Source organism: Phaeobacter sp. JH20_08 (genome assembly GCF_048056635.1).
Taxonomy (GTDB): domain Bacteria; phylum Pseudomonadota; class Alphaproteobacteria; order Rhodobacterales; family Rhodobacteraceae; genus Phaeobacter; species Phaeobacter bryozoorum.
On the sequence record NZ_JAYMVV010000018.1, the window covers coordinates 407191 to 422167 of the forward strand.

Annotated in this window: 17 protein-coding genes and 1 tRNA gene; 11 read left to right on the forward strand and 7 right to left on the reverse strand. The window is 60.1% G+C overall.

Annotation, left to right across the window (positions count from 1 at the left end):
- From VWY75_RS17485 to VWY75_RS17505, 5 genes are all read left to right on the forward strand, one after another.
- Complete coding sequence (locus tag VWY75_RS17485) at positions 1-1059, forward strand: ABC transporter permease (protein WP_416538773.1); 1059 nt, start codon at positions 1-3, stop codon at positions 1057-1059.
- Positions 1056-1991 (forward strand): nickel transporter permease, encoded by a 936-nt coding sequence (nikC, locus tag VWY75_RS17490; protein WP_340545622.1) that lies wholly within the window; start codon positions 1056-1058, stop codon positions 1989-1991. Before VWY75_RS17485 ends, nikC begins: the two co-directional genes overlap by 4 nt.
- Positions 1988-2845, forward strand: coding sequence for an ABC transporter ATP-binding protein (locus VWY75_RS17495; protein ID WP_416538774.1), 858 nt, complete (start codon positions 1988-1990; stop codon positions 2843-2845). Before nikC ends, VWY75_RS17495 begins: the two co-directional genes overlap by 4 nt.
- On the forward strand, positions 2842-3597 hold the full coding sequence (locus VWY75_RS17500) for an ABC transporter ATP-binding protein (RefSeq protein ID WP_340545624.1): 756 nt from the start codon (positions 2842-2844) through the stop codon (positions 3595-3597). The genes VWY75_RS17495 and VWY75_RS17500 overlap by 4 nt, the downstream gene beginning before the upstream one ends.
- Before the next feature lie 135 nt (positions 3598-3732).
- Entirely contained in the window at positions 3733-5211 is a 1479-nt protein-coding gene (locus tag VWY75_RS17505) for an HD-GYP domain-containing protein (protein WP_416538775.1), read from the forward strand.
- 135 nt (positions 5212-5346) lie between these two features.
- Here the strand turns inward: VWY75_RS17505 and VWY75_RS17510 are convergent, their stop codons facing one another.
- The 3 genes from VWY75_RS17510 to VWY75_RS17520 form a co-directional block, all read right to left on the reverse strand.
- On the reverse strand, positions 5347-5667 hold the full coding sequence (locus VWY75_RS17510; protein WP_416538776.1) for a hypothetical protein: 321 nt from the start codon (positions 5665-5667) through the stop codon (positions 5347-5349).
- Between the two features lie 58 nt (positions 5668-5725).
- The gene (locus VWY75_RS17515; RefSeq protein WP_416538777.1) at positions 5726-6019 is read right to left on the reverse strand and encodes a hypothetical protein; all 294 of its coding nucleotides are present in this window, start codon (positions 6017-6019) and stop codon (positions 5726-5728) included.
- Between the two features lie 172 nt (positions 6020-6191).
- A tRNA-Leu gene (locus VWY75_RS17520) sits at positions 6192-6277 on the reverse strand.
- Positions 6278-6449: 172 nt separating this feature from the next.
- Between VWY75_RS17520 and VWY75_RS17525 the strand changes: the two genes are divergently transcribed.
- On the forward strand, positions 6450-7028 hold the full coding sequence (locus VWY75_RS17525; RefSeq protein ID WP_340545640.1) for a YqaA family protein: 579 nt from the start codon (positions 6450-6452) through the stop codon (positions 7026-7028).
- Positions 7029-7030: 2 nt separating this feature from the next.
- Positions 7031-7501, forward strand: coding sequence for a disulfide bond formation protein B (locus VWY75_RS17530; protein WP_416538778.1), 471 nt, complete (start codon positions 7031-7033; stop codon positions 7499-7501).
- Positions 7502-7576: 75 nt separating this feature from the next.
- On the opposite strand, the gene VWY75_RS17535 is transcribed toward VWY75_RS17530, so the two are convergent.
- Complete coding sequence (locus VWY75_RS17535; protein WP_340545642.1) at positions 7577-8002, reverse strand: Lrp/AsnC family transcriptional regulator; 426 nt, start codon at positions 8000-8002, stop codon at positions 7577-7579.
- A gap of 112 nt (positions 8003-8114) precedes the next feature.
- Between VWY75_RS17535 and rocF the strand changes: the two genes are divergently transcribed.
- Together rocF and VWY75_RS17545 are read left to right on the forward strand one after the other, a co-directional pair.
- Positions 8115-9041, forward strand: coding sequence for an arginase (gene rocF, locus VWY75_RS17540; protein WP_416538779.1), 927 nt, complete (start codon positions 8115-8117; stop codon positions 9039-9041).
- 133 nt (positions 9042-9174) lie between these two features.
- Positions 9175-10221: an ornithine cyclodeaminase gene (locus VWY75_RS17545; protein ID WP_340545644.1), complete on the forward strand. Its 1047-nt coding sequence runs from the start codon at positions 9175-9177 to the stop codon at positions 10219-10221.
- A 90-nt stretch (positions 10222-10311) separates the two neighbouring features.
- Here VWY75_RS17545 and VWY75_RS17550 read toward each other — a convergent pair whose 3' ends face one another.
- Complete coding sequence (locus VWY75_RS17550) at positions 10312-10878, reverse strand: HNH endonuclease (RefSeq protein WP_340545645.1); 567 nt, start codon at positions 10876-10878, stop codon at positions 10312-10314.
- Between the two features lie 625 nt (positions 10879-11503).
- Here VWY75_RS17550 and VWY75_RS17555 point away from each other — a divergent pair.
- Complete coding sequence (locus VWY75_RS17555; RefSeq protein WP_340545646.1) at positions 11504-12196, forward strand: pseudouridine synthase; 693 nt, start codon at positions 11504-11506, stop codon at positions 12194-12196.
- A gap of 48 nt (positions 12197-12244) precedes the next feature.
- On the opposite strand, the gene VWY75_RS17560 is transcribed toward VWY75_RS17555, so the two are convergent.
- Both VWY75_RS17560 and VWY75_RS17565 read right to left on the reverse strand, forming a co-directional pair.
- The gene (locus VWY75_RS17560) at positions 12245-12910 is read right to left on the reverse strand and encodes an alpha/beta hydrolase (RefSeq protein ID WP_340545647.1); all 666 of its coding nucleotides are present in this window, start codon (positions 12908-12910) and stop codon (positions 12245-12247) included.
- Positions 12907-13590, reverse strand: coding sequence for a DNA-3-methyladenine glycosylase family protein (locus VWY75_RS17565; RefSeq protein ID WP_340545648.1), 684 nt, complete (start codon positions 13588-13590; stop codon positions 12907-12909). Before VWY75_RS17565 ends, VWY75_RS17560 begins: the two co-directional genes overlap by 4 nt.
- A gap of 91 nt (positions 13591-13681) precedes the next feature.
- Between VWY75_RS17565 and VWY75_RS17570 the strand changes: the two genes are divergently transcribed.
- Positions 13682-14908: an MFS transporter gene (locus VWY75_RS17570; RefSeq protein ID WP_416538780.1), complete on the forward strand. Its 1227-nt coding sequence runs from the start codon at positions 13682-13684 to the stop codon at positions 14906-14908.
- Positions 14909-14977: the final 69 nt, after the last annotated feature.

Genomic DNA, 14977 nt, shown 5'->3' on the forward strand with positions numbered 1-14977 from the left:
ATGGCGAATTTCGCAACAGAAACGGAGCGGCGGCCTTGGCTGCCTCTCCCCCCTTGGGCGCGCGGCACACTGGTGACGCTGTCTTCCATCGCCGTCACCATGCTGGGCCTCTTGTTCGTCACCTTCCTGATTGGTCGCGTGATGCCCATTGATCCGGTGCTGGCCATCGTGGGCGAACGCGCCACCGAGGAGCAGTATAATGCCGCCTACCGTGAGCTGGGTCTGGACCGGTCGCTGGCTATTCAGTTTTTCTACTATGTCACCGATGTGCTGCGCGGTGATTTCGGAACCTCGCTGCTGACCGCGCGGGATGTCTCCTCCGATATCGCACGCGTGTTTCCGGCGACCTTTGAACTTGCCACTATTGGCATTATCTTCGGCTGCATTCTGGGCGTGCCGCTGGGGGTCATCGCCGCCGTACGCCGGGGCAGCTGGATCGACCAGATTGCCCGCGTGATTGCACTTGTGGGCTATTCCATGCCGATCTTCTGGCTCGGCCTGATGGGGCTCTTGCTGTTCTACGGCATTCTGGGCTGGGTCGGCGGCCCCGGACGTCAGGGTATTTTCTACGAGGATATGATCCCGTCGGTCACAGGCATGATCCTGGTGGACTCGCTGATTGCAGGTGATTGGGGCGCGTTTCGCGACGCGTTTTCTCATATCGTGCTGCCTGCCGCGCTGCTCGGCTATTACAGCCTTGCCTATATCAGCCGCATGACGCGCTCGTTCATGCTCGAACAGCTCTCGGCGGAATATATCACCACCGCCCGCGTCAAAGGCATGAGTGAATGGGCCGTGGTCTGGACGCACGCATTTCGCAATATCCGCGTGCAGCTGATCACCGTGATCGCCCTAAGCTATGCCAATCTGCTTGAGGGATCGGTTCTGACCGAAATCATCTTTTCCTGGCCGGGGATCGGCAGCTATATCACCACCGCGCTTTTGTCGGCTGACATGAATGCAGTACTGGGCGGTACAGTTGTTGTGGGGCTCGTGTTCATCTGCCTCAATATCTTCTCCGATCTTCTCTACAAAGTCTTTGATCCGAGGTCGAAATGAGCCTGTCATCGCAAACCCCGGCCCCTCAGCAGGGCCTGCGCGCCTGGCTGCTGACCGACACGCCGAGATCGCGGCGTCAGGCCCGGCTAGCGGCACTCTATCAGGGCTGGCTGTCGCTGAAGCAGAACCATATGGCGATGGTCGGGCTGGCCATCCTGATTTTGTTGATTTCCATCGCGCTGCTGGCGCCGGTGATCGCGCCCCATGACCCATATGTGCAGAATCTCGCCAATCGGCTGCAACCGTTGGGCAGCGAGGGGCATATTCTGGGCACGGATTCCCTTGGTCGTGATATCCTCAGCCGGTTGATCCATGGCGCCCGCATCACCCTCTATATCGTGGCGCTGGTGGCGCTGATTGCACCGGTTGCGGGCCTTCTGGTTGGCACCGTCTCCGGCTACGTCGGCGGCTGGGCCGATATCATTCTGATGCGGATCACCGATATTTTCCTGGCGTTTCCACGGCTGGTGCTGGCGCTGGCCTTTGTCGCTGCTCTTGGCGCCGGGATTGAAAACGCGGTGCTGGCGATCTCGCTCACTGCCTGGCCGCCCTATGCACGGATGGCGCGGGCCGAGACACTGACGATCCGCTCCTCAGACTATATCAGCGCGATCCGCCTGCAAGGCGCAGGCCCGCTCAGGATCATCATCAAACATATCTGGCCACTCTGCATCTCCTCGCTGATCGTTCGGGTGACGCTCGATATGGCAGGCATCATTCTGGCCGCCGCCGGTCTGGGATTCCTCGGCCTTGGCGCCCAGCCACCAAGCCCGGAATGGGGCGCGATGATCTCCGAAGGGCGCCGGTTCATCCTCGATCACTGGTGGGTGGCCACCATGCCCGGTCTTGCCATTTTTGCCGTTTCGCTGGCGTTCAACCTGCTGGGAGATGGCCTGCGCGACGTATTGGACCCAAAGGACAGCGCCTCATGAGCCCGCTTCTGGATATCGAAAACCTCTGGGTGCGGTTTCCCACCCGCAATGGCATCTTTGACGCGGTGCGCGGTGTGTCCTTCTCGCTCGGCCGTGAACGGCTCGGCATCGTTGGGGAAAGCGGCTCCGGCAAGTCAATGACCGGTCGCGCCATCCTACGACTGATCCGGCCTCCCGGCATCGTCGAAGCGGATCACATCAGTCTGCACGGCGAGAACCTGCTGGCAAAATCGGAGCGCGAGATGCGCAAGGTTCGCGGCGAACAGATCTCCATGGTGATGCAGGATCCCAAATTCTCGCTCAACCCGGTGATGACCATCGGCGATCAACTGATCGAAGCCCACCGCCTGCACAGCAAATCCACCAAGACCGAGGCCTATGCCAAGGCCTTGGAAATGCTGGAGGCCGTGTCGATCCGCGACCCGGAGCGCGTGATGACCGCCTACCCGCATGAGATGTCGGGTGGCATGGGGCAACGGATCATGATTGCCATGATGCTGATCCCGAACCCCGAAATCCTGATCGCGGATGAGCCGACCTCGGCGCTGGATGTCTCGGTGCAGGGACAGGTGCTGTCGATCATGGATCGGCTGGTGAAGGAACGCGGCATGGGGCTGATCTTTATCAGCCACGATCTCAATCTGGTGTCGCAGTTCTGTGATCGGGTGCTGATCATGTATGCAGGCCGCATCGTCGAGGTCTGCGACGCCGATCAGCTGCACGAGGCGCAGCACCCTTATACACGAGGTCTGCTCGGCAGCCTGCCCCGATTTGATGCTCCGCGTCCTCGGCTTGAGGTGCTGCAACGTGATCCCGCCTGGCGGGATGCGCCCAGCGTGGAGGGTCGCAGATGACAATGGCGCTGGAAATCAATAACTTAAACGTCTATTTCGGCGACCGTGGCGCATTGGTCCATGCCGTGAAATCGGCGTCTCTGGCGGTCGAGACCGGCGCCAGTTTCGGCCTCGTCGGCGAAAGCGGCTCAGGAAAATCCACTATCCTGAAAGCCATCACCGGTCTCGCGCCGCAGTGGAATGGTGAGATATCGGTTGAGGGCAAACGGCTTGGACCGACCCGTGACCGCGCATTCTACAAGACCGTTCAGATGGTGTTTCAGGATCCCTATGCCTCGCTGCACCCGCGTCAATCCGTGGATCAGGTGCTGTCGGAGACACTGCATCTGCACGGGTTCCGCGACATCGATGCACGGGTGGAACAGCTGCTGCAGGATGTCGGCCTTGGGCCGTCGTTCCGCTTTCGCTATCCGCACCAGCTGTCCGGTGGTCAGCGGCAGCGCGTCGCCATCGCCCGCGCGCTGGCCCCACGGCCGGATATCCTGCTGCTGGACGAGCCGACCTCGGCGCTGGATGTCTCGGTACAAGCGGAGATCCTGAACCTTCTCAGCGATTTACGTGCCGCGCATGGGCTGACCTTTGTGATGGTGTCTCATGACCTCGCGGTCGTTGCGCATATGTGTGATGCGGCGGCGGTGATGCAGCATGGCGAGATTGTAGAGGTGCTCAGCATTGATGCCATGCGCGCCGGGCAGACACAGCACCCCTATACGCAAACGCTGCTGCGGGCCTCGGCCAATCGGGTGGCCTGAAATGGGGCTGTCAGGGGTCTGACAGAGAGCTGCCAAGCGGGCGACGCCCCTCGGAATGCGCCGCGCACGGGACGGTAACCTGAGATTAAGGCCAAGATAGTAGGCTTGACGCGCGTTTGAACAAGGATGCGTGTCATGGTGGCCACGCCGACCCCCTATTCGCTGTCCGGACCGACTCCGGGGATGACGGTTGCGACCGTCTCCTCTGGTGTCCTGCATGGCGTGACCTACCCAAAGGTTGGCGGCCAGACCGTCCAGCTGGGCGAACTCCTCGGCGCGCTCAGCCACGCGCTTGATCTTACAGAAGGCCAGCCAGAGGGTCATTGCGTAAGATGCTGCTGGATCGGCATGCAGGTCGCCGATTACCTCGATCTGTCGCAGGAGGATCGCGCTGATCTCTACTTTACCCTGCTTCTGAAGGATCTTGGCTGTAGCTCAAACGCCGCCCGCATCTGCGCGCTCTACCGCACGGATGATCTGACCTTCAAACGCAATTTCAAATTCGTAGACGGAACCACCCGACAGAAGCTCGAATTTGTCCTGCGCCATACCGGCCAGGGCGACAGCCGGTTGAAGCGGTTGAAAACAGTGACCGGCGTGATTGGCCGCAGCGGCAGTCTGGCGACTGAGCTGATCCAGACCCGCTGCGATCGCGGCGCGGAGATCGCCCGGCTGATGCGGTTCTCCGAACAGGTCGCTGAAGGGATCGCAGGGCTGGACGAGCATTGGAACGGCGGCGGCCACCCGGCCGGCATCAGCGGTGACGAGATTCCGCTGTTCTCGCGCATTGCGCTGATGGCTCAGGTCACCGATGTGTTCACGCTACAGATGGGCTCAAAAGCCGCCGCTACCGAGCTGGAGGAGCGTGCCGGAAGCTGGTTCGATCCCGATCTCGTTCCGGTGTTTACCCGGGTGATCCGATCCCCCGGTTTCTATGACGCATTGACCAGCAGTCGACTGGAAGCGAGCGTGTTCTCGGATCGCTCCGCCCGGGCGACCCTCACGGTTGATGAAACCTATCTCGATGAAATTTCCTACGCTTTTTCAAAGGTTATCGACGCAAAAAGCCCCTTTACCTACGGCCATTCCGAACGGGTCGCCCATTACACGGACATGATCTGTGAACAGTTGGGCCATGATCTGGTGCATCGTCGCTGGATGGTGCGGGCCGGACTTCTGCATGATCTGGGAAAGCTGGGGGTATCCAATGCGATCCTCGACAAACCGGGCAAGCTTACCGAGGAAGAGTTCGCCTGCATGAAGCTGCATCCCGTGCTGGGACACGACGTTCTGCGGCGGATTTCAGTCTTTGAAGACGTGGCGGAGGTGGCAGCGGCCCATCATGAACGGCTCGACGGGAAAGGCTACCCGTATGGGCTTGCAGCCGCCGATCTCACCACCGACATGCGCGTGCTGACGGTTGCTGACATCTTTGACGCGCTGACCGCGGACCGGCCCTATCGCTCGGCACTGCCGCTGGAAAAGGCCTTTGAGATAATGGATGATATGCAGGGAACGGCCATAGATCCGGCGATATATCAGGCCCTGAAGGATGCCATAGCCGCCAGCCCCTGGCCTGCCCGCGAAGAGCGGCCATTCTCACCAAAACTCTAGCGCCCCAGATACTTATCTGGGCTTCGTTAGAGCTGCCTCACCACTCGCAGCGACAAATGAATGAGTTGCGAACCTAACAAAGAGTTTGGCACATGTCGATCAGGAGCGCTGGGGATCAAGTCTCTATGCTGAAGATCACTTATAAGAAAGCGTGAACCCGCGAAGATACACGTCGCAGGCATGCCGGTGTTGGTCTATCGACATTGCCGCAACTGTAACATTGGCTTTCGCGAGGTCGGCTTTCATTTGGAGCAACTCGCCATCGGTTTGTGTGACATAGTCGGGGCGCTCTTTGCGCCAGCGGTCAATAGTAGCCATGGCGCTTTCAATGCCTGCATGCAAGTCATCAGCACAGCGCTTTTCATTTCTGACATAACCTGCGTAAAAAATAGCAGCAGCACTGCAAATCACTGCTGCTGCGATCACATAGCTTCTGGGGTTCACTTGAAAATCCATTTTAATTAAAGCCTTGGAGAAAAAGTGCCCGGCAGACCAGTAACAAAACCGCCGGGTTTTATGGCTTAATCCTTGCTCTGCCAGGGTAGAACTTGTCCGCGTCTTGATCGCTTTCGTAAAAACCTTTCAGCCCAGACGGGACATCTTCGTTGGGTCCGATGTTCCCTAGTTCTTCGGCAATCGCTCTCGCAACAGCTTCAATTTGTGTCTGTTTTTCTGCAATGCGCTCGCCGATCTCGAGCTGTTCATTTTCTTTGAACTGGTACTGGGCAACCAACAACCGCCGGTCATAAATCATGTTTTGATGAATAGTCTCGAGAACCCTGACCTGTTCCCTTAAATCGTAGGACATGAAAAACTCCTGAATAATCCACGGCAACCTTGCCGCAAGACTATCCTGCTTGCAAATCAGCGTTGATTCCAACAGGCAACTTACACGCAATCACGGTGCTTACATTGTGCTTATACGGATTTGAAAAAGATTAGGGGCTACGCGAGCGGATCACGTAACCCCTTGAAATCTATGGTACCCAAGGCCGGACTCGAACCGGCACGCCCGCAAAGGCGGGGGATTTTGAATCCCCTGCGTCTACCATTCCGCCACTTGGGCCTCTGCCCCGTTCCTACCCAAGCCAAAGGCCGAGGTCCATAGGCAAATCGCGCGGCTGGCGGCAAAAAAACATCTGCCTGCCGACGGCTGTGTAGCGGGCAACCATCGTGGTTGACCTGCTCATCCCGACGTGGCACCGCTCAGGGCGGATTGCCAGGGAGAGCTTCACAGGATGCTGCGTGCGCTATATCACCGAACGATGGCCTTGGCCGACCACCCAAAGGCGCTGTGGTGGCTGGCCGGCGTTGCCTTCATCGAAAGCTCGGTCTTTCCCATCCCGCCGGATGTTCTGATGATCCCGATGATCCTCGCGCGCCCATCACGTGCCTGGCTGGTTGCGCTGGTGGCTCTGGTCGCCTCCGTGGCTGGCGGATTGCTCGGCTACGCCATTGGCGCATTTTTCTACGACAGCATCGGCCAGCCGGTGCTGGCCGCGATGGGCAAGGCAGATGCCATGGTCGAATTCAACAGCCGCTTCAATGATTTTGGGTTCTGGGCGGTGCTGATCGCCGGGATCACGCCTTTTCCGTATAAGGTCATCACAATCATGTCAGGCTGGACCGGGATGCCAATCGCAACCTTCGTTGTGACCTCCATTCTGGCCCGTGCGCTGCGGTTTTTTGTGGTTGCGGGCTTGCTGTGGCAGTTTGGCGCGCCGATCCGCGATTTCATCGAACGTCGGCTGGGGCTTGTCTTTACGGTCTTTGTGGTGTTGTTGTTCGGCGGGTTTCTTGCAGTGAAGGTATTGTAAACATGAGCCGAATTCTCATCCTGATTGCCAGCGCCGGATCTGCTGCACTGCTGCTTGGTGCCTTTGGATTTCAATACATCGGCGAGATGGCCCCCTGCAAACTGTGCATCTGGCAGCGCTATCCGCATGGCGCAGCTGTCGTCATCGGTGCTCTGGCACTGGCGGTACCGCTGCTGATCCTGCCCTACCTTGGCGCGCTGGCCGCGCTGGCGACTGCCGCCATCGGTGCCTATCATACCGGGGTTGAGCGTGGCTGGTGGGAAGGTCCGAACTCCTGCACCTCCGGCCCGATCGGCAATCTGAGCTCCGAAGATCTGATGCAGCAGATCATGTCGGCACCGCTCGTGCGCTGCGACGAGGTCCCGTGGGAGCTGTTCAGCCTGTCGATGGCCAGCTGGAATGCGATTGCCTCGCTGCTGCTGGCGGTGATCTGGATTGCCGCAGCCAACCACATGCGCAAAAACCGGATCTGATCCCGGCGCAGCCAGTCACCGGGAGCCGATGCACAGAGCCCCGGCCGCAGCTCTCCACGCGGCGATCTATCCTTTTCAGCTGTCTTTCTTTGTGGCGAGCAGAAGATTGGTCTCGCTGCTGACCACACCTTCAAAGGTACGGATCTTTGCCAGCGCTGCATCCAGCGTTTCCAGCGTTTCGGTGCCCAGCTCGACGATCAGGTCCCAGCGTCCGTTGGTGGTATGGATCGCCCGCACCTCGGGCAGCCCCTGAAGCTGGCGGGTGATGCGGCTGGTGCCGCGCCCCTCGATACCGATCATCATCAGACCGCGAACCGGGTCGCGCAGCACATCCTCTTTCAGCACTACGGAAAAGCCAAGGATATCGCCCTTGGTCTGCAGCCGCTCGATCCGTGCCCGGACGGTGGTCCGCGACAGGTTCAGCTGCAAGGCAAGATCGGAGAGTGAGGCGCGTGCGTTATGGCGCAGGGCGGCAATCAGCCGTTCATCCGTTTTGTCCAATCTGATCTCCATCTTGACGATTTGCCCTACTATATGAGCGAAATGATTGCTGGATTCCACCTCAAATCGGAGCTTTCTAAGAGTATTCACTTTTCGCAGAGGAGATATGCGCGTGACATCCAAGACCTGTATTCTGATCGGCGCTCCCGTAGACAGTGGCAAGCGGCGTGCAGGGTGCCTGATGGGGCCGGATGCCTATCGCACCGCCGGTCTGGGACGTGCCATCGAAAGCCTGGGTCACAAGGTGATTGATCAGGGCAACCTGCGTCCGGCCAGCCATGAGGCCGACCACAATGACGGTCTTGTCTTTGCCCGCAATGAAACCATTGGCTGGACCAACCGCCTGATCCGCGCTGCAGAAGAAGCGATGAAGGACGGCCTGCCGATTTTCCTGGGCGGAGACCATTCCCTGTCGCTCGGATCCGTTGTCGGTGTTGCCAACCACGCCGCCAAGGAAGGCCGTCCGCAATTCGTGCTGTGGCTCGACGCCCATACAGATTTCCACACGCCGACCACCTCCGACAGTGGCAACCTGCATGGCACGCCGGTGGGGTATTTCACCGGCCGTCCGGATTTTGCGGGCTTCCCGAAGGTGCAGAACCCGGTGCCGCAGGAAAACGTCTGTATGATCGGTCTGCGGTCGGTCGACACCCCGGAGCGGCTAGCGCTGGAGGCGAGCAACATTCATCGTCACGACATGCGCGAGATTGACGAGAACGGCATTGCAGGTCCGCTCTCGGCCTTTCTCAACCGCGTGGCCGAGGCCAACGGCATGTTGCATGTCTCGCTGGATGTCGATTTCCTCGACCCCTCCGTGGCGCCGGCTGTCGGCACCACCGTCCCCGGCGGCGCAACTGTCCGTGAGGGGCATCTGGTCTGCGAGATGCTGCATGATTCCGGGTTGATGACCTCGCTCGATCTGGTCGAGCTGAACCCGTTTCTGGACGAACGCGGGCGCACGGCCCATCTGATGGTCGATCTCTGTGCCTCAGCCCTGGGTCGGCGCGTGTTTGATCGTCCGACGCGAAGCTATCAATGAGCCAGCATCAGGCTGCGCCCGCCGAGTACGGCACGCCCCTGCGGCGCGCCATTCTAACAACTGAAACCGCTGGCGGGTCAATGCGCTGCATGCTGGCAGGCATCCACCTTAGCCCCCGTGAAAGGACCCGGTCATGACCCAACCTTCGGATAAGGCGCTTGTGCCTTTTGTAAGCGTCGACAACATGATGCGCCTCATTCACTCGATCGGTATCGACACCGTGATGAGGGACCTCGCCGATTACATCGAAGAGGACTTCAAACGCTGGGAGCTGTTTGACAAGACGCCGCGGGTTGCCAGCCATTCCGACGTCGGCGTGATCGAGCTGATGCCGACCTCTGATGGCGAAGCCTATGGCTTCAAATACGTCAACGGCCATCCGAAGAACACCTCAGAGGGGTTGCAGACGGTGACCGCCTTTGGCCTGCTCGCCGATGTCTACACAGGCTATCCGGTGCTGCTGACTGAGATGACCATCCTAACCGCGCTGCGTACTGCCGCGACCTCTGCGATGGTTGCAAAACATCTGGCCCCGAAGGGCGCCACAACAATGGCGATGATTGGCAATGGCGCGCAGTCGGAGTTCCAGTCGCTCGCCATGCAGGCAATCTGCGGGCTGAAATCGGTTCGCCTCTACGATATCGACCCGGCGGCGACCGTGAAATGTGCCGCCAACCTTGCTGGCAGCGGCCTCACCGTGGTGTCCTGCGCAACCCCCGAAGAAGCGATTGAAGGCGCGCAGATCCTGACCACCTGCACCGCTGACAAGCAATACGCCACCATCCTCACTGACAACATGGTCGGCAGCGGCGTCCATATCAACGCCATCGGCGGTGATTGCCCCGGCAAAACCGAATTGGCACCGGGCATCCTGACCCGCTCTGATGTCTTTGTGGAATTCCCGCCGCAAACCCGCGTCGAGGGCGAGATCCAGCAGATGCCGGAGGATTTTGAGGTGACGGAACTCTGGCAGGTGATCCTTGGCCAGAAGCCCGGTCGCCGAGATGACAAGCAGATCACCCTGTTTGACAGTGTCGGCTTTGCAATCGAGGATTTCTCGGCCCTGCGCTACATCCGCGACCGGATCAAGGACACGGATTTCTTTTTGGAACTGGACATGCTCGCCGACCCGGACGACCCGCGCGATCTCTTCGGCATGGTGCAGCGCGCCAAGGGCTGAAATCGGGATTGTCTCTCGCAGCTATTCTAAGGAAAAAGGCCCCGCCTGTCCGGTCGGGGCCTTAGCTTATTTTTGAACGACTGATGAGATTCAGCTGTCCAGTTCGCTATCCCAATAGAGAAAATCCATCCAGGTTTGATGCAATTCAGGCTTCGGACGGGGCAGACGGCGGGCGATGGCATCCAGCTCATGCGGACTGGGAGCAAAGGGTTTGCGGCGCAGTTTCAGTCCGACCTGCTGCGGTTTCAGATTGCCCTTGCGCAGATTATCGGCGCTGCAACAGGCCACGATATTGGTCCAGGACGAGGCCCCGCCCTTGCTGCGAGGGATCACGTGATCAAACGTCAGATCCTTCGCCGCAAAGCGCTTGCCACAATATTGACAGCAGAATTCATCACGCAGAAAGACATTATAGCGGGTAAAGGCCACCTTCTTGCGCTTGCGATACCGCTTGAGGGCGACCACGGCGGGAACTTCAAAGGAGGCAGAGGCCGAATGAACCGCCACATCTTCGTAGGTTTTGACCTGTATGACCCGCTCCTGATGGACGGCGACAAAAGCATCCTGCCAATTGCAGACGGATAGCGGCGCCCAGCTGAGTGGCTGCATATCCGCGTTCAGAATCAATGTTCTGAGATTACCAACGGCGACGGTCATACTGCACCTCCTCGTTTCAACAGCGGTGGCCTGCGCCCGGACCAACGCCGTTGCCCAGGGCGGCGCAGCAGTCTGTTTCCAGCCTGCCGGATCGTCCCGGTATTGAAAAAAACAAAAGCGCGTGGAGCCCACGCGCTTGTCTTCAAATCAGGTTTCTTGCTGCCAGTGCTCCGCAGGGATACCGACAGATGGCACGGGTAAGGCCAGACAGGTATTCGCAGCCCGGTCTGCGGCCGCGTCCTCACCCCGGTGTCATTCTGCGGCGCAACAGGACCACGGATTGCAGTCCACGCCGGAGGCGCGACATATGCTGTCATCTCTTGCTGATGGATCTGCATGTTCTGCAACGGCTCAACCGCCCTGTCTGCCTGCGTTTCGACACCAGAGCGGGGAGCCCGCCCCTGCTTTGATTTAACTATATATCGTGTCAGTCAGCTGGCAAGCCCCCATTATCAATGATCGCAACGGGGCACTGACCTCGCTTCGCCTCAAGCGGTAGGATGATTCCGTGACAGCGGCATGACAGCTGCTGGCGGGTCGGCGGTCGCGAAATCCCCTATGCGAAAACACTGCCGGCAACGCCGCTGCCCTTGCCAGCCTGCCGGGGGCTGCCTATTGCAGACTGATGACCAGATTGATCCGTTTCAACAAACCCTTCGATGTTTTGCCCCAGTTCACCGACCGCGGCAGCGAGGGCAGCCCGCGCGCCACGCTGAGCGACTGGATTGACCTGCCCGGTGTCTATCCCGCCGGGCGACTGGATCGCGACAGCGAGGGGTTGATGCTGCTGACCGACCAGGGCCGCTTGCAGGCGTGGATCTCGGATCCGCAGCACAAGATGCCGAAAACCTATTGGGTGCAGGTCGAGGGGACACCGGATGCGGCCGCCATTCAGGCGCTTGCAGAGGGTGTTGAGCTGAAAGATGGGCTGACCCGACCTGCCAAGGCCGCATTGATCGACGAACCGCAGGGAATCTGGGCGCGGACCCCACCAATCCGGGTGCGTAAATCCGTACCCGACAGCTGGATCGCCCTCACCCTTCGCGAAGGCCGCAACCGGCAGGTACGGCGGATGACAGCGGCAGTGGGCCATCCGACACTGCGTCTGATCCGGGCGGCCATCGGCATCTGGACTCTTGACGGGCTCAGCCCCGGCACTTGGGAAGATCTGGAGGTGCCCAGCATCCCCGGTCCGCCAAAACCCAAACCCGCCCCGAACCGGCAGGCGATTGCCCGGCGCAAGGCGGTAGGCGCAAAAACAACCCCGTCAGACCCGCAAAAGCCGCCCCGCAAACCACGAAAGCCGCGCAAGCGCTAGGCTGCACGGCTTTCGACGGCGTTTTGTCTGGCAAACCGCTCTGGCGGATCAGAGGCTCAGCTTGTCGCGCATGAAGGCCAGCGCCACGCTCAGACCGTCGGGCGCGATGCCGTGGCCTGTGCCCTTCATGATATGGGCAAAGACGTCCTGAAATCCGGCCTCCCCCAGAGCTTCAGCTGCCTCTGGCAGAGATTGCGGCGGCACCACGTCATCGGCGTCGCCATGCACCAGCAATACCGGCATCTTCGAGACAACTTCGTCCTTCAGCGTTTCGGGCGACAGCAGCCGGCCGGAGAAGGCAACGATTCCAGCCACCGCATCTTCGCGACGCGGGGCCACATGCAGGCTCATCATGGTGCCCTGGGAGAATCCAAACAGCACCACCTGTTCCGGCAGCACATCCTCATCCACCATCAGCGCATCCAGAAAGGCATTCAGATCTTCGATGGAGGCCATCATGCCGCGCATCGATTCCTCTTCGGAGGAGCCGTCGATCCAAGGGATCGGGAACCACTGGAAACCAAAGGGCGTGCCTGCGCAGCGCTCCGGGGCATCCGGGGCCACAAACAGCGTATCCGGCAGATGTTCCCCCAACGGGTCCGCCAGCCCCAGCAGATCGGCCCCATTGGCGCCATAGCCATGCAGAAACACCACCACAGATCGTGTCTGCCCCGACAGGGGCGCCTTGCGTTCAGCTGTCAATACTCGTGTCATCGGATCCCTTCCCTGTCCTTTGCCACCCGGTAATAGGCCCAGAGCACGCGCGCCGCAACCGACCGCCAGGGTGACCAGGCTTCAGCTATGCGGCGCATCTCGGCGGGTTTTGGCCGCTGCGGCAGATCGAGCAGGATCCGCGCCCCCTCTTGCAGGGCCAGATCACCATGGGCAAAGACATCCGCCCGACCAAGCGAAAACATCGCATAGATCTCTGCGGTCCATGTGCCAATACCGGACACTTGTGTCAGGATTTTGATCACCTCGGCATCGGGGAGCTGGCGCAGCGCGTCAAAATCAAGTCCCGCTGCCGCAAGAGCATGGGCATAGCGGATCTTCTGACGGCTGAGGCCAACCGCGCGCAGGTCGTCCTCGCTGGCGGCGGAAACAGCAGGCGCAGTGTCCAACCCGGCTCCGACCATCCGGCCCCAGATCGCATTGGCGGAGGCAACGCTCACCTGCTGGCTGACAATCGCGCTGAGCAGTTCGGCAAAACCCTCCGGTTTGCGGCGCAGCGGCAGGGGCCCGCAGAGGTCGATCGCGCGGGCAAAGCGCGGGTCGCTTGCGGCCAGCCATTGGGCGCCCTCACGCACACAGGCATCGCTGGTGATGATCCGCCCGATTGCGGCCGACCGGGCGTCACCCCCAAACTGACCGACCGGAGTTTGCGATCCTGTCATTCTACCGCTCCTTTGCGTCTTTTTCGCGCGCATAGCGCACCGATGCAGCATCAATCTTGCCCTGTCGGATTTTCGGGGATACGCATCTGCCATGACAGACAGCCTCCCCCTCCCCGACGACCGCATCGCCAAGCGCAATGTTGTCATTCTCGTGCTCGCGCAGGCCTTTCTGGGTGCGCAGATGCCGATGATCTTCACCATTGGTGGTCTCGCAGGTCAATCGCTTGCCAGCAATGCCTGTTTCGCAACGCTGCCGATTTCGCTGATTGTGGCCGGTTCCATGCTGGCGGCAACGCCGATTTCAGCGATCATGCAGCGCTACGGACGTAAGGCGGGTTTTTTTGTTGGCGCCGCTGGTGGCACATTGGGTGGGGTCATCGGGGCTTATGGGCTCTACCTCGGCTCGTTTCCGATCTTTCTCCTCGGCAGTTTCCTCACCGGCATCTACATGAGTGCACAGGGATTTTACCGTTTTGCCGCCACCGATACCGCCTCTGATGCGTTCCGGCCCAAGGCAATTTCCTATGTGATGGCTGGCGGTCTGCTCTCCGCGATCATCGGCCCGCAGATCGTGAAGGCGACAAGCCAGGCCTTTGTGATCCCTTTCCTTGGCACCTATATGGCCGTGGTCGCCGTCAATGTGCTGGGCGCAGTCCTGTTCCTGTTCCTGAAAATCCCCAAACCGCCGGTGCCCAGCGAAGATGCGCCCCGGGGGCGCAGCCGGATGGAGCTGTTGCGCAACCCCACCATCGCGGTTGCAGTGATCTGCGCCATGGTGTCCTACGCGCTGATGAACCTGGTGATGACCTCGACACCGCTGGCCGTTGTTGGCTGCGGCTTCAGCGAAGGCAGCGCGGCTGATGTCGTCACCGCCCATGTGCTGGCGATGTATGTACCGTCCTTCTTTACCGGGCATCTGATCGCGCGTTTCGGTGTCGAAAAAATCGTCGGCGCGGGCCTTGTGATCCTGGGCGGAGCTGGCGCTGTTGCCCTGCAAGGCGTTGATCTGGAAAATTTCTTTGTCGCGCTGGTCCTGCTGGGTATCGGCTGGAACTTTGGCTTCATCGGCGCAACCACGATGCTGGCGGGTGCTCATGAAAGCTATGAGCGCGGCCGGATGCAGGGGCTCAACGATCTGCTGGTCTTTGGCGGTGTCACCTTTGCCTCGCTGGCTTCGGGCGGGTTGATGAATTGCTCTGGTGGCAGCCCGGTCGAAGGCTGGACCGCAGTCAATATGGCGATGGCACCCTTCCTGGTGCTGGCGGGCGGCGCGCTGTTGTGGTTGGTGCTGAAACCGCGTCCTGTTCACGGTCACTGATCTCCGGCGAGCCGAGACCGCACGACATGAAAAGACGCCTGACGGGGAGCCGCAGGCGTCTTTCTTATC

What these genes read in the sequence shown, in the direction of transcription:
- VWY75_RS17485 (WP_416538773.1), top strand. Translation starts at nt 1, where the DNA reads ATGGCGAATTTCGCAACAGAAACGGAGCGGCGGCCTTGGCTGCCTCTC.
- nikC (WP_340545622.1), top strand. Translation starts at nt 1,056, where the DNA reads ATGAGCCTGTCATCGCAAACCCCGGCCCCTCAGCAGGGCCTGCGCGCC.
- VWY75_RS17495 (WP_416538774.1), top strand. Translation starts at nt 1,988, where the DNA reads ATGAGCCCGCTTCTGGATATCGAAAACCTCTGGGTGCGGTTTCCCACC.
- VWY75_RS17500 (WP_340545624.1), top strand. Translation starts at nt 2,842, where the DNA reads ATGACAATGGCGCTGGAAATCAATAACTTAAACGTCTATTTCGGCGAC.
- VWY75_RS17505 (WP_416538775.1), top strand. Translation starts at nt 3,733, where the DNA reads ATGGTGGCCACGCCGACCCCCTATTCGCTGTCCGGACCGACTCCGGGG.
- VWY75_RS17510 (WP_416538776.1), bottom strand. Translation starts at nt 5,667, where the DNA reads ATGGATTTTCAAGTGAACCCCAGAAGCTATGTGATCGCAGCAGCAGTG.
- VWY75_RS17515 (WP_416538777.1), bottom strand. Translation starts at nt 6,019, where the DNA reads ATGTCCTACGATTTAAGGGAACAGGTCAGGGTTCTCGAGACTATTCAT.
- VWY75_RS17525 (WP_340545640.1), top strand. Translation starts at nt 6,450, where the DNA reads ATGCTGCGTGCGCTATATCACCGAACGATGGCCTTGGCCGACCACCCA.
- VWY75_RS17530 (WP_416538778.1), top strand. Translation starts at nt 7,031, where the DNA reads ATGAGCCGAATTCTCATCCTGATTGCCAGCGCCGGATCTGCTGCACTG.
- VWY75_RS17545 (WP_340545644.1), top strand. Translation starts at nt 9,175, where the DNA reads ATGACCCAACCTTCGGATAAGGCGCTTGTGCCTTTTGTAAGCGTCGAC.
- VWY75_RS17550 (WP_340545645.1), bottom strand. Translation starts at nt 10,878, where the DNA reads ATGACCGTCGCCGTTGGTAATCTCAGAACATTGATTCTGAACGCGGAT.
- VWY75_RS17555 (WP_340545646.1), top strand. Translation starts at nt 11,504, where the DNA reads ATGACCAGATTGATCCGTTTCAACAAACCCTTCGATGTTTTGCCCCAG.
- VWY75_RS17560 (WP_340545647.1), bottom strand. Translation starts at nt 12,910, where the DNA reads ATGACACGAGTATTGACAGCTGAACGCAAGGCGCCCCTGTCGGGGCAG.
- VWY75_RS17565 (WP_340545648.1), bottom strand. Translation starts at nt 13,590, where the DNA reads ATGACAGGATCGCAAACTCCGGTCGGTCAGTTTGGGGGTGACGCCCGG.
- VWY75_RS17570 (WP_416538780.1), top strand. Translation starts at nt 13,682, where the DNA reads ATGACAGACAGCCTCCCCCTCCCCGACGACCGCATCGCCAAGCGCAAT.